Consider the following 16,002-nt stretch of genomic DNA (forward strand, 5'->3'; position numbering starts at 1 on the left):
ACGATGTGCTATACACTACTACTTGATAGCAGAGGTTAATGTTAAAGAGGAGTGTATGCAGATGAAATATAGAAAACTTGGCAAGAGCGGCCTTAAGGTAAGTGAAATCGGACTCGGAAGCTGGTTAACGTACGGAACGGCAACAGAAGCGGAAACGGCACAGGCATGCATCCATAAGGCGTATGATCTGGGCATCAATTTCTTTGATACTGCCAACGCATATAATAACGGTGAAGCTGAGAAAGTAATGGGAGATGCTTTGAAAGCGTATACGCGCAGCAGCTACGTGCTTGCAACAAAGGTGTTTTTTCCAATGGGCAAAGGGCCTAATGACCGCGGATTATCGAGAAAGCATATAGTGGAGCAGTGCGAGGCGAGCTTAAAGCGTCTAGGCACCGACTACATTGACCTTTATCAATGCCACCGCTTTGATTCGGATACACCGGTTGAAGAAACGCTGCGGGCGCTTGACGATTTGACTGCGCAGGGGAAAGTGCTGTATGCCGGCATCAGCGAATGGACGGCAGATCAAATTAAGGATGCCGCTGAAACGGGAAAACGACTGGGACTGCGTCCGCTCGTCTCCAATCAGCCGATATACAATATGTTTGAGCGGTATATTGAGCGGGATGTCATTCAGGCCTGCGAGCAGGGAGGAATGGGGCAGGTCGTATTTTCGCCTCTCGCTCAGGGCGTTCTGACGGGTAAATACAAGCCGGGCCAAGCAGTGCCGTCTGGCAGCCGCGCAGCGAACGATAAGACGAACGGCGTCATTAACAGCTATCTGCGTGACGATGTGCTGCAGGTTGCCGAGAAGCTGGAGCGTCTTGCAGGAAGCATTGGCGCTTCTTTATCCCAATTTGCATTAGCATGGGTGCTGCGCCAGCCAAACGTTAGCTCGGCTATTATCGGGTCAAGCCGTCCTGCGCAAATTGAAGAAAATGTGAAGGCCGCCGAGATCGCGCTAACGGATGAGCTGCTTGCTCAAACGGAGGCTATTTTGGCAGAAGTAACCGAATTTTCTCCTTTGCGCTAAAAAAATAACAGCACGAATTAGCAAAAAGGCTCTTCACGCGAAGAGCCTTTTTACTATATATAATAGAAGCGATTTTTTATCGGTTCATTTGAGCCTCTGAAGGGCTGTAGGTTCCCGGCTGCGTGATGGGTGGTGGCATTTCCTTCCCGCCGGCAAAGTGATATTTCACGACTGTGTTGAATTGGTCAATCCACGGCATGAGCGATCGTCCGCCCCAAGCCTCCTTGGCGAAATGATTGAAATAGTTCATGAGTTCCATATTGGCGGAGATATGAACCTCTTGCACCGCTGGCGCCAGCTCGCGCACTTTAAGCGCAACGGTCTGCTTCAGCTCATCCGATAAATCGTTAATATCGTTGACTGAGAAATAGGAATTGTAAGGCGATACAAGAACCCGGCTGTTGCCGTAAGGACTGCCTGTGTCATGGTTATAGACGCCTTCAGTCGTACCGCTATTGTCTTGTTCGCTTTTGCCGCCGGAATTGCGCGTGCCGACAGCCGTCCAATCAAGCATTAAGCCGACGTATGCGTTTTTGTCCGTAAGCATGACGATAGCGGAAGCTACGCCATTTAGAGCGGATACCTTTCGGGAGAGGACGGAGCTGTATTCGAAAAAGGAATTTTCATGCTGATGCGGGTTATTCGACATCGGACCGTAAGACTTGCTCTTAAGCATCTTTGGATCGTTGGCTTGACGGCTGCCATAATCGGAATCACTCCGCTGGACGAGCTCTTCGTAATTACAGCCGGCTGCAGCTATTATGACAACAGCGGATAGCAGCAATGCGGCCATTCGTTTAACCATAAAGAACGGACCCCCATTCATACGATAATGGCTTTAGTTTTTGCCTTGCGATCGTAAATATACGTTTATGTGCGCATACATAATTGACCATGGGTTTGGTGCACAATGTAGGATAGAGAGAAAGCCGCTTCCGGCTGGCTGAACATCGTGATCAAACCTGTAAAAAACGTTGCAATGATGCGTTTTTGACAGCTTTGAGAACAATTTGTGAACTCTCTGTGGAACATTGACAAATAGGGTCTTCAACTTTATATTTAATAAAGTGATTTAAGTTGCAGGAGTTGTAATAACATCTGTGAAACTACGCAGCCCGCCGCATGCCACGTGAAAATTAGGCAGCTGCGAAAACGTCAAAAGTGGGGTTGATTAATGATGAAACGGTGGCGATTTGTAAAACGGCTTGCGCCGCTAATGGCCATGATGGTACTGGTGCTGGCGGCTTGCGGGCGGAGTGATTTGTCGACGCTGAATCCTCAGGGACCTGTAGCGGAAGAGCAATTCGGACTGATGAAGCTGGCAATTGGAATCATGTTAGTCGTGATTGTTGCCGTATTTGCGATTTCTTTGTATGTAATTATTCGTTTTCGCAGACGTCCGGGAGACAAAACGATTCCTAAGCAAGTGGAAGGAAATCATAAGCTGGAGATCATATGGACAGTTATTCCGATCATCATGCTTATCATTTTAGGTATTCCGACTGTTCAATCCGTCTTTAACTTAGCGAAAGACTATAGTAAAGATCCGGAAGCGGTTCAGGTAATCGTTACTTCGCACCAATACTGGTGGGAATTTGAATACCCGGATTACGGAGTAAAAACAGCGCAGGAACTTATTATTCCAAAAGGCAAGACAATTTCTATCAAAGCGAAATCCGCTGACGTGCTTCACTCCTTCTGGATTCCATCGCTTGCAGGTAAAATCGATACAAACCCAGGCGCTAACGAAAACGCCATGTACTTCTCGGCTCCAAAAGAAGGCGTTTACCTTGGTAAATGCGCCGAGCTTTGCGGACCTTCGCACGGTTTGATGGATTTCAAAGTCAAATCAGTGGACGAGTCCTCATTTGATCGTTGGGTAGCAGCGCTTCAAGAGCCTGTAGCTCTTCCGAGCGATCCGGCAATTGCAAAAGCATTCGAAAGCAAATGTCTGTCTTGCCACGCAGTAGGCGACCTAGGCGGACCAGCTTATCCTAACTTGACTGGTATCGGAAGCCGTGAGACTGTCGGAGGTATACTTGTTAACACCGATGATCCGCAATATTCCAATGAAGGTTCAGTGTACGATAACTTACACCGTTGGATCAGCAATCCGGATGAAGTTAAACCGGGCAACCAAATGGGTAAAATCGATTTGACTGAGCAAGAAATTGAAGGTATTGCTAAATATTTATCTGATTTGAAGCTTAACTACGAACAATAATTTATCGGTGATTGAAGGAGGTACCTACTTTGGCTCATGCGCATACGCATACGGTCAAACGTTACAGCGGTCTGATGGACTGGCTGACAACGGTTGACCATAAGAAAATTGGAATATTGTATATGATCGCAGGCGGATTTTTCTTCCTTGTCGGCGGTTTGGAAGCCATTTTGATTCGGGTTCAATTATGGAAGCCCCTTAACGACTTTGTTAGCGCGGATACATATAACGAGCTGCTAACTATGCACGGAACGACGATGATCTTCTTAGCGGCCATGCCGCTCATATTCGCTCTGATGAATGCGGTTGTACCGCTTCAAATTGGCGCGCGCGACGTTGCTTTCCCTTTCGTTAACTCATTAGGCTTCTGGACATTCTTGTTCGGCGGCGTTTTGCTTAACGTCAGCTGGTTTGCTGGCGGCGCTCCGGATGCGGGCTGGACAGCATATGCTCCACTGGCGGGTACAACGTACAACGGTGACCACGGTATTGATTATTACGTGTTAGGTTTGCAGATCGCCGGTATCGGTACGCTTATCGGGGGGATCAACTTCCTCGTAACGATCATTAACATGCGTGCACCAGGCATGACCTTCATGCGGATGCCGATGTTTACATGGACGGCGTTCATAACGTCGGCGCTTATCTTGTTCGCATTCCCTGCTTTGGCAGTAGGTCTTGCTGCACTCATGTTCGACAGATTGTTTGATGCTAATTTCTTTGATCCTTCAGGCGGCGGTAATTCGGTCCTGTGGGAGCATATCTTCTGGATATTCGGGCATCCTGAGGTTTATATCCTCATCCTGCCGTCCTTCGGCGTTATTTCCGAGGTAATAAGCACATTCTCGCGCAAGCGGCTGTTCGGTTACAGCTCGATGGTATTCGCTACAATCCTGATCGGCTTCTTGGGCTTCATGGTTTGGGCGCATCACATGTTCACGGTTGGTCTTGGACCGGTTGCGAACGCACTGTTCTCGATTGCAACGATGCTTATTGCAATTCCGACAGGTATCAAAATCTTCAACTGGCTGTTCACGTTATGGGGCGGTTCGATCAAATTCACTGCGGCGAACTTGTTCGCAGTAGGGTTTGTACCAACCTTCGTAATGGGCGGCGTAACCGGCGTCATGCTGGCAGCAGCGCCTGCTGACTTTCAGTATCATGACTCCTACTTCGTCGTAGCGCATTTCCACTACGTTATCGTCGGCGGGTTGATTCTAGGTATTTTCTCAGGACTTCACTACTGGTGGCCAAAAATGTTCGGACGCGTACTGAACGAAACGCTTGGTAAGCTGACGTTCTGGACATTCTTTATTGGTTTCCACTTAACATTCTTCATCCAGCATTTCCTTGGTTTGCTCGGGATGCCGCGTCGTATTTGGACGTATCTCGACGGTCTTGGCTTTAATGAAATGAATATGATTAGTACGGTAGGCGCGTTCTTGATGGGCTTCGGTACAATCTTCTTCTTACTGAATGTTGTCGTAACGTCTTTCAAACCGAAAAACGCGCCGGCAGATCCTTGGGAAGACGGCCGTACGCTGGAGTGGACGATTCCATCCCCGCCGCCAGAGTACAACTTTGCTCAAACGCCGCTTGTGCGCGGATATGATGCTTACTGGAAAGAAAAAGAGGACGGACATAGCGGCATGACGCCTGCTGAGCCAATTGGTCCGATTCATATGCCTTCACCATCGATCTTGCCGTTCTTTATGGGTCTCGGCTTGTTCATCGCAGGTTTAGGATTTATGTATGCTCCGGATTGGGGCAAACTGTTCGGAACGTTGAATGCGGGTTATGCAGTGGGTATCGCAGGCTTGCTCATCTTGTTCGTATGTATGTTCTTACGTTCAGTAATCGATGATCACGGCTTCCACATTGAAGAAGAAGAAATCCTTAGAGATTTGGGGGGGAAAGCATGAGCGCGCATTCGCATGTAGAAGGTCAATTGCCTCATGAGCCCGAGAAGGCGACCCTCGAGGGACGCAATAAAGTATTAGGCTTCTGGTTATTTCTAGGCGGCGAGACCGTATTGTTCGGAACGTTATTCTCAGCGTTCCTTGCGCTTCGCCACCAAGTGCTTGACGGTCCGCACGCAGATGAACTGTTCAAGCTTCCGATCGTAGCTCTCGCGACTGCTCTCTTGTTAACGTCAAGCTTGACCAGTGTATTCGCTATCCATGCGATGCACGTAAACAAGGTGAAGGCGTTAATTAGTTGGTTAATCGTAACCGTAATTCTTGGCGCAGGCTTCCTTGGCCTCGAGATTTACGAGTTCTACCATTATGTACATGAAGGCCATGGCTTTACGACGAGCGCATTCAGTTCTTCGTTCTACACGCTCGTTGGGTTCCACGGCGCACACGTTGCTTTCGGTATTACGTGGATCACATTGCTTATCCTTCAACTCGCAAGAAAAGGTTTGACTGTTGTTACCGCACCGAAGGTTTATGTTGCCGGCATGTACTGGCACTTTATCGACGTGGTATGGGTATTCATTTTCACCGTCGTTTACTTGATGGGAAAGGTGGTTTAATCCATGGCAAGCAATCATTCAGCCACAGAGAAAAGCCCCAAACGCCATAAGGTCGAAGGACCGAAGAAGCATATTATCGCATTTATTTTCTCCGTATTGCTGACGTTCATCGCGTTTGCGACCGTTATCAGCGGAGAAATAAATAAAGATTTCATTTACATTATTTTAATGGGCTTAGCGGTTTTGCAGGTGTTCGTTCAAATGGCATTCTGGATGCATATGAAGGATCGTGGTCACACGTTTGCTATTATGGGAATTTTGACTGGCGTATTCATCGTATTCACTTGTGTTATTATGGCCGAATATTGGGCTTGGTGGTAATACACCGTTTTAATTGGAGGAGAGGAGGGTCCCGCGGCTTGGGTCCCTCCTCTTTTGTAAAAAAAGGCTAGCGTTATTGAAAGGAGCTTCCACGATGCTTGGCTTACAATATTTTCGCTTCGAAGAATTGTGGACCCCAATGTTTCTGTTCGGAATGGCTGCTATTGTCATTCTATATTTCTACTTGATCGGTCCATGGCGGGAGAAGAACGATCCTAAGGCGCCAGCGGCAACAACGATGCAGAAGGTGATGTTCGTTTCAGCGGCCATTATGTTTTATTTCGTGCATGGAGGGCCTCTTAACCTATTAGGCCATCTTATGTTTACGTTTCATATGGTCAATATGTCAGTGTCGTACTTGATAGTACCGCCGCTTGTCCTTCTAGGAGTGCCTAGCTTCTTGTGGCGCAAAATGTTCTCGGCTCCCTTCTGGAGAAAGCTGAGTCTATTCATGCACCCGGTTGCTTGTCTAGTGCTGTTTAATATGCTGTTTTCTATTTATCATATCCCTCTTGTCCATGACTATGTGATGACGCACTTCTCGGTGCATCGTCTTTATTATTTTGTACTGCTCATTACGTCCTTTATGATGTGGTGGCAAATTGCCGATCCTGTACCGGAGTGGAGAAGACTAAGCGATTTGAAGCGGATGGCGTACGTGTTCGCGAACGGCATGCTTCTATCGCCGGCTTGTGCGCTCATTATTTTCGCCAAAACGTCGTTGTATGCTATATATAGCGATCCTAACGTATGGGTTACGGCGATGGGATACTGCGTATCCGGCGACCCAACCCGGTTGCTGGACAGCTTCAGCGGTCCGCAGTTTTTTAACTTGATGGATGTCGTAGAGGATCAGCAGCTTGGCGGCATCGTGATGAAGCTTATTCAGGAGCTAATGTACGGTATCATTTTGGCGTATATATTCAAGCAATGGTTTAAACGCGAGCATTCGGAAGATGATTTGCCAAATACGAATACCGGCACGGCTTAGTACTAATTATTTTGACAACAATAGGTGGGATAACGTTGAACAGTTATAATATTATGCCGACAATTAGCACCTTTTTCATCGTGCTTAGCGCTGTGCTGGTAGCCGTGGGCTGGAGACTGGCGATTAAGCGCAGGCTTGAGGAGCATCAGAAAGTGATGTTCTATGCTGCGGTAGCTGCGACCATTTTCTTTATCGTATACGTATCGCGGACGATATTCGTAGGCAACACTTCATGGGGCGGGCCGGATGGATTGAAGCCGTATTATCTCGTCTTCTTATTGTTTCATATCGTGCTTGCGACGGTTGCGGCCGTTTTTGGCATTACGACGCTTACGCTCGGCTACAATAAGAAATTTGCTAAGCATCGTAAATGGGGTAAGGTTACATCGGTTATTTGGTTTGTAACTGCAATTACCGGTACGCTGGTATATATTTTGCTATATTTGATGTATCCAGGCGGACATACGAAGCCAGTAATAGATGCTATTTTCGGATAAAGTAACGGACGGCATGCAAAGGGAAAGCCATGTTTGCGAAAGAGATCGCTCTTTCGTAAGCATGGTTTTTTTATTGAGGAAATGCAGTAATGCTAAAGATAGTGGATAAGCTGGTTGAAAATAAAGGTTATGGAAGAGGTTGACAATTGCTTGCGTGGTGAATATACTGTGTATAAAGATATATACAGTATATTCACCGTTTAATTGAAAGGAGCGGCTGCTGTGAGTTTATGGAAGGGCGCTTGGTATTTAGCGAAGCATGAGCTGGCTAAGGATCGCTGGAAAAGTCTCTTCACCTTGTTGTTTGTCGGCTATTTATTGTTATTCACCGTTCCGTTATTAAATGATGTGGTTGATGGTGAGAACGGAAGAATGCTAAGTTGGGCAACGGACTTTATTTATTTGACCATACTTCCTTGTTTAGGCTTTGTTCTTAATCAAACGATGATGGGTTATTGGAAAAACAATTCCTATACGAAAAAAATGGCGCATTGGAGAACATTGCCCATCTCCTCTAAGCAAATTGCGCTCGGGCGCATTATACAGCTGGCGATTGTGTTGTTTTCGGCTCAGCTCATCTTTTTCAGCTTGCAATTTCTATTCGTACGAAATATGGGAGCGGACATATCGGCCGGATATTTTATGCTGTATGGTTTATTCTGGTTCGGCTATTCTTTGACGGTATCGATCGCGTACGCTTACTGGGAGGTCGGTTATTCCGGCAAAATGTATTTCTTATTTAATATGATCTATATACTCGTTTTGCTCGTTATTTCGATTGCCTTATCGTTGTTCAAAGTCGGAAATATTGTTGTTACAACGTTGGACGCAATCGAGGCTGGAGACTGGTGGATCGTACTGGCCGCTATCGCTTTAAGCGCCGCAGCCGTAGTCATAGGCGTTAACCGGATTGAAAACCGGCTGGAGTATCGCACCTATAGAGCATAGTCAACTGTGAATGGAAGAAGGTGAAGGCCATGCGGCTGCCGATACAAATTAACGAGCAAAGCGCCGAGCCGCTCTATCATCAGATCGAAGTGCAGCTGCGTGCTTTGATCGTCAGCGGCCAGCTAACGGAAGGGACGCTGCTGCCATCGATACGCGAGCTTGCTCAGACGGTAAAATGCAGTGTCATTACGATAAAGAGAGTGTATAACGACCTGGAGGCGGAGGGCCTGCTGCGAACGCGGCAAGGAACCGGCACCTATGTAGCGCAGGTTGGGGAGCAGGAGCGTGATCGGCACCGGCTCGCTGCCGTAATTGAAGCTTTGGAGCAGGCGGTAATTGCCGGCAAGCGGGTGCAATGTACAGAGGGTGAGCTGAAGACGATGTTTAAAGAAGCGATGAATAAACATTTTGACTAAAGGATGGGACGCATGATGGAGGAGACGATTGCAATTCAACTGGACGGCGTTGTGCAGAATCGTTCGAAATTCAAGTTGGGACCACTCCATATGAGCATTCCGAGCGGCTACATTACGGCGATTGTTGGTCCGAATGGCTGCGGCAAGAGCTCGACGTTCCGCTTGATGCTTGATCTGGATAAGGCGGACGGGGGCAGGATCCAGCTGCTTGGCCATCATGTGGGGCAGGGGATTGATACAGAGCTGAAGAAACGAATCGGTTATTTGCATGATCAGTCCTCTTCGCATGAGGATAGTATGAAGGGGACGGAAAAGGCTGACTTTCACCGCTTCTGGTATGACAGCTGGGATGTGAACCGGTATCGCGAGCTGCTGCATATTCTTGAGGTCGACGATAACCAAACGCTTGGCAAAATGTCGAAGGGGATGCGCCGCAAATTCGAATTTGCATTAGCGCTGGCGCATGGGCCGGAGCTTCTCCTGCTTGACGAACCATCCTCCGGACTTGATCCGCTGGCATGGAAAACGATGATTGAGGTGCTGCACCGGTATATGGACCGGGGAGATCGTACCATCGTGATGACCTCCCATATTATTGAAGAAGTGAAACGACTTGCTGATTTTATCGTATTTATGGCTCAGGGCAGGGTGCTCGGCATGTACGAGAAGGATGAGCTGTTCAGCAGCTGGTTTACGTTATTTATTAGCGGCGCCGAACTTACGCCGAAGAAGGCTTCCGTTATGCCGGGCCAATGCGGTGTGGATCATGCGGGCGGAACGACATATCGCGTCACAACGAACAAAGCGGCGGAGGCTGAGCAATGGTGCGCTGCGGAAGGCTGCCAGATCGTCAGCAGGCAGGCGCTGGAGCTGGATGAAATTATGAGTGTGCTACTTATACAGGACCGGTTGAGCATCAGATCGAACTAAGCGAGGGGGAGCAGTAAGATGAATCCGTTAAAAGTTGAACAGGTCGTTAAGCAATACGGAGATAAAACAGCCGTCAACGGCATTAGCCTTGAGGTGAGCGAGGGCGAGATTTACGGCTTGCTCGGCGCCAATGGCGCAGGAAAGACGACGACAATGCGCATGGTGCTTGGCCTCATTTACCCGGATGAGGGCCGGATTTTGTACAACGGGAAAGGCTACAGCAGCGATCAGCTCCGCAATCTTGGGTATTTGCCGGAGGAAAGGGGCTTGTATCCGAAAGTGCGCGTCAGCGACCAGCTGATTTATCTCGCTCAGCTGCGCGGCATGTCGAAGAAGGACGCGGAGCTGAACCTGAAGAAGTGGCTGGAGCGGTTCGAAGTACCGGAGTATTACAATAAGAAGGTCGAAGAGCTGTCCAAAGGGAACCAGCAAAAAATTCAATTTATCGCAGGCGTTATCCACTCGCCCAAAATCGTTATCCTCGATGAAGCGTTCAGCGGCCTCGACCCGGTTAATGTCGAGCTGTTGAAATCAACGGTAAAGGAGCTGCGCGACTCAGGCACGAGCATCCTATTTTCTACCCACCGCATGGAGCATGTAGAGGAGCTGTGCCGGAACATTACTATTTTGCATCGCTCGAACGTCGTGTTGAAGGGTAATTTGAAGGAGATAAAAAAGCAGTTTCCGAAGGAACGCGTCATTCTTAGCACGGAGCAGGAGATAACCGGACTCGAGCGGATTACCGGGGTTACGAACGTGAACCGTCATGAATACGGCTATGAAGTAGGCATTGCGAACGAGGCTGTAGGCGGCGAGATTTTGCGTCATGCGCTGGAGCAGACGGCGATTACGAGATTCGAGATCAAGGAACCGACCTTGAATGAAATATTTATTAAGACGGTAGGTGGTGATAGCCATGAATAACTTTTGGACGGTCGTCAGCTTTACGTTGAAAAATAAATTCAGAGGCAAAGCATTCCTTATTACGACGCTTATTATTGCCGCTATTATGACCATCGCTATTAATCTCCCATATATTTTCTCGCAATTCAGCAGCGGCGACAAAGTGACCAGCATTGGCTATATTCAATCGAAGCAGGCGAAAGGCTCGGAGACGGGCGATCAGCTTAAAGCCTATTTCGAGATGCAGGAGAAGCCGGGCGTGAAGCTGGTTCCATATGCGGATAAAGGCTCGGAGGCAGAGAACGAGAGGCAGCTGAAGCAGGCTATTACAGATAAAGATATTAAAGGCTACCTGGCATTTGGCAAAATGACGGAGAGCGGCTTTCCAGAGATGACATATAAATCGGAGAAGCTGCTCGCGTTCGAGCTGACCAGCTCGATCCAAAGCGGACTTCAGGCTATTCGCCAGGCTTCCGTTTTGCAGAATGCCGGTTTGACGGAAGCGCAGCTGGCTTTGCTTAATGCGCCAATTAATATCGCAACCGTTCAAATTTCCGCAACGGAAGACGCAGGCCATGTCGACCAAGGCAAGACGCCGGAGGAGCAAGGCGTTAATATGGGTCTCGTCTATTTTATCGTCGTCCTTCTGTTTATGGCGATCATGATTACGGGACAACTAATCGCATCGGAAATTACGGCAGAGAAGAGCTCCCGCGTGATGGAGCTGCTCATTACGAGCGTGTCGCCGCTGAAGCAAATGTTCGGTAAAATCGTAGGCATGTTTTTGGTAGGACTCATCCAAATATCCATTTATGTGATCGTCATTATCGTAAACGTGAATTTGCCGCATAACGATAAAATGCTGGGCCAGTTCAATATCGATTTAACGAAAATCGACCCTGAGCTGCTGATGTACGCGGCCTTGTTCTACTTAACCGGCTACTTCTTGTTCGCCACATTATTCGCAGCGGTAGGCTCAATCGTCAGCCGTACGGAGGACCTAGGCCAGGCTGTGCTGCCCATAACGATGACCGCGATGGCAGGCTTCTATATTTCCATATTCAGCATTTCAAGTCCGGACAGCATCCTAGTGAAAGTATCATCGTTCGTTCCCTTCTTCTCGCCATTCGTTATGCTGCTGAGATTAGGCTTGACCGATCCGCCGCTATGGGAAGTGTGGGCATCCATCGGTATCCTTCTCGTTACGATCTATGCAGCTGTCTGGCTATCCGCGAAAATCTACCGCACAGGCGTATTGATGTACGGTAAGCGTCCGAGCTTTAAGGAGCTTCGCAAGGCGATGAAGGCTTATAAGATTTAGGTAAATATTCTGGAGATATGAGTAATGTTTATAAATGAGACAGTTTTTATTAATACTTGAGATTTTTATAACTTCTATTTGAGATAATTATAATGCACCAGTAGGATCAAAACCCTTGATCTTACTGGTTTTTTTTCTATTCTGATCAAATAATAATGGTTTAAACATGAAGTGGAGCGGTGTGTTATCGGTAATTAATGTGACTGTATAAGTCCTGATGTGATCAAGAACCTTGATCCGTCAGGGCTTTTTGATAACCATCTCAATATGATGAGTACTTTAGCCTTTAGAATATAAGAATTTGAATTCCGAATGCATTCGAAAAAATCGAACCAAGATCATAGAAAATCGGAATACCTTAAGGAGGAGCATTCACCTAGACTTGATATGAACGGGAACTGAACGGTTCTTGTATGGTGACAGATTAGGAGGGATGATCAAAATTGTAAGCGTTTACGGTTTGTGGATGCTGCGGGGGCTTCATTGAAGGGTTTATTAACACTTTTGAAAGAGAAGAGGAGAGCGTTAATGAAACGAATAATTGGTTTGATTACTGGAATGCTTGCCTGTTTTATTTTCTTAGTCATTTTGCTTCCCAAGGCTTCCGCTAACCTCTAGGATTTGACTCGGTGAAAATTCAAGTCTGAAACCCAAATATGGTACATCGGGAGCGGCTTCAGTGACTTGAGCGGTAACGGGTAAGTGAACGGATGCAACAAGGTAATCGGCAGGACTGTACCTAAAGCGCTCCTGAGCTAGCCCTACCTCCTTCGCCCCTTGTACGACCATACAAAAGGAAGGCTTGTAAACTCCGTGGTTTGGTCCGGTCACATTCGACTGACGCATGAAAAATAAGGACGAAATAGCGGTTCGGTGAACTCCGTCCTTATCTGAATAATGCTCAATGATTTTGGCGAGCTCATTCTGCTGTTTAGTGATTATTCCAGACATTTGGTCCTCCTTGTTCCTTCATTCTTTATAGTTCGATTATAGTCCTCTCCGTCTGTTACATAAGTGATCTTGAGAGGATTAGGCAAACATTTGAGACGAATGGGATAACGGTCGCTTTGTCATCTGGTGCATAATAAGGATGTGGCTTACCCGTATGTTTTCGAAACGCGCGGAGACGGAGTGAGTCTGTTATGGATGTAACGGATAAGATCAAATCGATTTACAAATAATTTTAAAATACTGGAGGATTTTATATGCAAAAAGTAATTTTGAACAATGGTGTTAAGATGCCAATACTCGGTTTTGGTGTTTTTCAGATTGCAGATCAAAATGAGTGTGAACAAAGCGTTTATGAAGCTATTATGGCAGGCTATCGCCTGATTGATACGGCTGCCTCTTATCTAAATGAAGAAGCAGTTGGCAGAGCGATCAAACGCAGTGGCGTGGCAAGAGACGAGTTATTTATCACTACGAAACTTTGGGTTCAGGATACTGGTTATGAGCGCACAAAAAAAGCATTTGAAAAATCACTGGACAGATTGCAATTGGATTATTTGGATTTGTATTTAATTCATCAGCCATATGGAGATGTGTCTGGCTCTTGGTGCGCTATGGAGGAATTGTATCGTGAAGGAAAGGTCCGTGCGATTGGCGTTAGTAACTTTCATGAGGATCGTTTGATCGATTTGATTATTCATAATGAAGTAGTTCCTGCCGTAAACCAGGTTGAAACGCACCCTTTCAACCAACAAATCGAAAATGCAAAATTCATGAGAGAGAATAATGTTCAGATCGAATCCTGGGCGCCTTTTGCTGAAGGGAAAAATAACTTGTTCCAGAATGAGGTATTGGTATCCATAGCTGAAAGATATAATAAATCCGTTGCTCAGGTGGTTTTACGTTGGTTGACACAAAGAGAAGTCGTTGTGATTCCAAAGTCTGTTCGTAAAGAAAGAATTATCGAAAACTTCAACATCTTTGATTTTGAATTAAATCAAGAGGATATGGAGTCGATAGCTACGTTAGATACGAAACAGAGTTTGTTCTTTTCACATCGCGATCCTGAAATGGTGAAATGGATCGGTACCCGTAAACTTGATATCTAATGTTCTTATAGAACGAAATGAAGTAAGAAGAACATTATGTCCTATACATGAGTTGAAGGCGCTGGAATATCTGTCGGATCCTACGCTTACGTGTATGGTTCCTGGCGCGCCATGGAGGAATTGAAGGCAAGCCAAATAGGCTTGCCTTTTTGAATAAGCAACAATATCTGTCGATTAAGTTGCGGTGAGGGGATTAGGCAATGATTCGAGACTAATGGGATAACGATCGCTTTTTCATTTGCTGTTTTAAGGAGGCTAAAGGTTGTACACACGACTAAAAAAATTGTTTGCAATCAAGGGATATAGTTTATTTGTCATTTGTGTACTATTGGTCGGCACCGGGATTTCGATTACACTGCCGTACTTAGCTCTCTATTTTACAGAGGATTTGGGAATGAGTGCGGGAGCCTTCGGCGTTTTCACGGCTGTGAGTTCATTAAGTGGCGTGGTGGCGAACTCGTTCATTGGTAAACATTCGGATCGCAGGCTGGACCGGAAATTAATTATTATTTTAGCCGCGGTTTCATCTGCATTGGGCTATACTTCATATTTAGTGTTTGATAATTTCTTAATTTTACTTATTATCGTTAGTTTTTTTAGTGGTTTAGGGGCTGCCGCCATGCCGCAAATTTATGCCTACGCTCAGGAATCAGCAAATGAAAGCAACTCCGACGACAAGACGTTTGCGATGTCTACTTTACGTTCACTTGTATCTCTCGGATTCCTGGTAGGACCTTTAGTCGGAACAATAATTTTAGGAGCTGTTGGATACAAGGGACTCTTTCTTGGGACTTCCGCCATTTTTCTTACAATCGCATCTCTTGTGTTTCTATTTCTGCCTAAAAAAAGAGCAGTTCAAAATAAGAGATCAGGTAGTACAGGCGCAACTTCACTAAACCGCAGGCAGATCTGGTATCCGTTGATTTCCTTCATCTTTCTATTTGCGGTCAATGCCATAAACGGGATCGTTACGCCATTGTTTATTGTAAACGAGCTTCATGGTACGCTTACAGATGTCGGATTGGTTGTTAGTATTTGTGCTGGTTTGGAGATTCCCATTATGTTTGCGCTAGGCGCCCTGGGCAGAAAGGTATCGAACCATTCTTTGATGATCAGCGCCTGCTTTATTGCAATTATTTACAACATTATATTAAGTGTTTCTACCGATTCCTGGCAGCTGATCGCAGCACAGCTTTTGCAGGCAGTGTTTGTGGCTATTGTTATGGGCAATGGACTAAGCTATTTCACGGAGCTGCTTCCAAATTCACCGGGGATGTCCACAACGATCTATTACAACGGGTCCATTATTGGAAGGTTAGTGGGAAATTTAGGCGGCGGTATCATTGCTCAGTTTGCAGGGGTTCGTGACGTTTATTGGGTATGTCTAGCAATTGTAATTGTCTCGCTCTTTATCTTATGGAGTATAAGACCCCAAAAGGATATTGAAGTAGCCACTTGAACGAATCAATATGGAGCAATGAAATTATGGAGAAAACCAGTTTGTTCAAAGACTTGAACAGACTGGTTTTTTGTTATTCGTCATAATTGTTTTCATTTCTCTACCTGAACTTCTTGTTGCTATCTATCGACGACTTACATCCCCCTGACCAATACAGAGCTCGTTATTAAACACAAATAAAAGATTAAGGCTCCACGAATGGCTATGAAATTCTTTTGTGCAAACGTTTCCCTAAATTATTATGCGTGCTAAAATGATTAGAAAAAAGCGACCCCTAAGGTTACCAGGTAACGAATACATCTTCATTTCTGTAATTTATCGGCTTGAAGTTGGGAGGAATCGTATTTTAGTATGAAAGGTTGT

The 16,002-nt window shown here is 46.2% G+C and carries 15 protein-coding genes and 1 pseudogene; 14 read left to right on the forward strand and 2 right to left on the reverse strand.

All coding sequences use genetic code 11. From position 1 onward, the window contains the following. The first annotated feature begins 61 nt into the window (after positions 1-61). On the forward strand, positions 62-1,036 hold the full coding sequence (locus AC0YNZ_RS14015; RefSeq protein WP_475827177.1) for an aldo/keto reductase family protein: 975 nt from the start codon (positions 62-64) through the stop codon (positions 1,034-1,036). A 76-nt stretch (positions 1,037-1,112) separates the two neighbouring features. On the opposite strand, the gene AC0YNZ_RS14020 is transcribed toward AC0YNZ_RS14015, so the two are convergent. Then, positions 1,113-1,841, reverse strand: a complete 729-nt coding sequence (locus AC0YNZ_RS14020) for a hypothetical protein (protein WP_475827178.1) — start codon at positions 1,839-1,841, stop codon at positions 1,113-1,115. 369 nt (positions 1,842-2,210) lie between these two features. On the opposite strand from AC0YNZ_RS14020, the gene coxB reads away from it, so the two are divergent. From coxB to AC0YNZ_RS14075, 11 genes are all read left to right on the forward strand, one after another. Further along, positions 2,211-3,260 (forward strand): cytochrome c oxidase subunit II, encoded by a 1,050-nt coding sequence (coxB, locus tag AC0YNZ_RS14025; RefSeq protein WP_475827179.1) that lies wholly within the window; start codon positions 2,211-2,213, stop codon positions 3,258-3,260. 74 nt (positions 3,261-3,334) lie between these two features. Beyond that, positions 3,335-5,182, forward strand: coding sequence for a cytochrome c oxidase subunit I (ctaD, locus tag AC0YNZ_RS14030; RefSeq protein ID WP_475827357.1), 1,848 nt, complete (start codon positions 3,335-3,337; stop codon positions 5,180-5,182). Further along, the gene (locus AC0YNZ_RS14035; RefSeq protein WP_110771037.1) at positions 5,179-5,796 is read left to right on the forward strand and encodes a cytochrome (ubi)quinol oxidase subunit III; all 618 of its coding nucleotides are present in this window, start codon (positions 5,179-5,181) and stop codon (positions 5,794-5,796) included. The genes ctaD and AC0YNZ_RS14035 overlap by 4 nt, the downstream gene beginning before the upstream one ends. A gap of 3 nt (positions 5,797-5,799) precedes the next feature. Then, a complete protein-coding gene (locus tag AC0YNZ_RS14040) occupies positions 5,800-6,117 on the forward strand; it encodes a cytochrome C oxidase subunit IV family protein (RefSeq protein ID WP_110771038.1) in 318 nt (105 codons plus the stop codon). A 94-nt stretch (positions 6,118-6,211) separates the two neighbouring features. After that, a complete protein-coding gene (gene ctaG, locus AC0YNZ_RS14045; RefSeq protein WP_475827180.1) occupies positions 6,212-7,108 on the forward strand; it encodes a cytochrome c oxidase assembly factor CtaG in 897 nt (298 codons plus the stop codon). A gap of 53 nt (positions 7,109-7,161) precedes the next feature. Next, a complete protein-coding gene (locus tag AC0YNZ_RS14050) occupies positions 7,162-7,605 on the forward strand; it encodes a DUF420 domain-containing protein (protein ID WP_475827358.1) in 444 nt (147 codons plus the stop codon). A 222-nt stretch (positions 7,606-7,827) separates the two neighbouring features. Beyond that, complete coding sequence (locus AC0YNZ_RS14055; protein WP_475827181.1) at positions 7,828-8,553, forward strand: hypothetical protein; 726 nt, start codon at positions 7,828-7,830, stop codon at positions 8,551-8,553. A 29-nt stretch (positions 8,554-8,582) separates the two neighbouring features. Next, the gene (locus tag AC0YNZ_RS14060; protein WP_475827182.1) at positions 8,583-8,969 is read left to right on the forward strand and encodes a GntR family transcriptional regulator; all 387 of its coding nucleotides are present in this window, start codon (positions 8,583-8,585) and stop codon (positions 8,967-8,969) included. 12 nt (positions 8,970-8,981) lie between these two features. After that, on the forward strand, positions 8,982-9,899 hold the full coding sequence (locus AC0YNZ_RS14065) for an ABC transporter ATP-binding protein (RefSeq protein WP_475827183.1): 918 nt from the start codon (positions 8,982-8,984) through the stop codon (positions 9,897-9,899). 18 nt (positions 9,900-9,917) lie between these two features. Beyond that, the gene (locus AC0YNZ_RS14070) at positions 9,918-10,823 is read left to right on the forward strand and encodes an ABC transporter ATP-binding protein (RefSeq protein ID WP_475827184.1); all 906 of its coding nucleotides are present in this window, start codon (positions 9,918-9,920) and stop codon (positions 10,821-10,823) included. After that, positions 10,816-12,123: an ABC transporter permease gene (locus AC0YNZ_RS14075; RefSeq protein ID WP_475827185.1), complete on the forward strand. Its 1,308-nt coding sequence runs from the start codon at positions 10,816-10,818 to the stop codon at positions 12,121-12,123. The genes AC0YNZ_RS14070 and AC0YNZ_RS14075 overlap by 8 nt, the downstream gene beginning before the upstream one ends. 609 nt (positions 12,124-12,732) lie before the next feature. Here AC0YNZ_RS14075 and AC0YNZ_RS14080 read toward each other — a convergent pair. After that, positions 12,733-13,074 (reverse strand): annotated as a pseudogene (locus AC0YNZ_RS14080) (AraC family transcriptional regulator); the annotation flags it as partial. Positions 13,075-13,328: 254 nt separating this feature from the next. On the opposite strand from AC0YNZ_RS14080, the gene AC0YNZ_RS14085 reads away from it, so the two are divergent. Together AC0YNZ_RS14085 and AC0YNZ_RS14090 are read left to right on the forward strand one after the other, a co-directional pair. Continuing rightward, on the forward strand, positions 13,329-14,180 hold the full coding sequence (locus AC0YNZ_RS14085) for an aldo/keto reductase (RefSeq protein ID WP_475827186.1): 852 nt from the start codon (positions 13,329-13,331) through the stop codon (positions 14,178-14,180). Positions 14,181-14,442: 262 nt separating this feature from the next. Then, positions 14,443-15,639, forward strand: coding sequence for a sugar efflux transporter (locus AC0YNZ_RS14090; RefSeq protein WP_475827187.1), 1,197 nt, complete (start codon positions 14,443-14,445; stop codon positions 15,637-15,639). The last annotated feature ends 363 nt before the right edge of the window (positions 15,640-16,002 follow it).

The sequence above is a fragment of the Paenibacillus sp. J2L1-98 genome, from assembly GCF_056269405.1.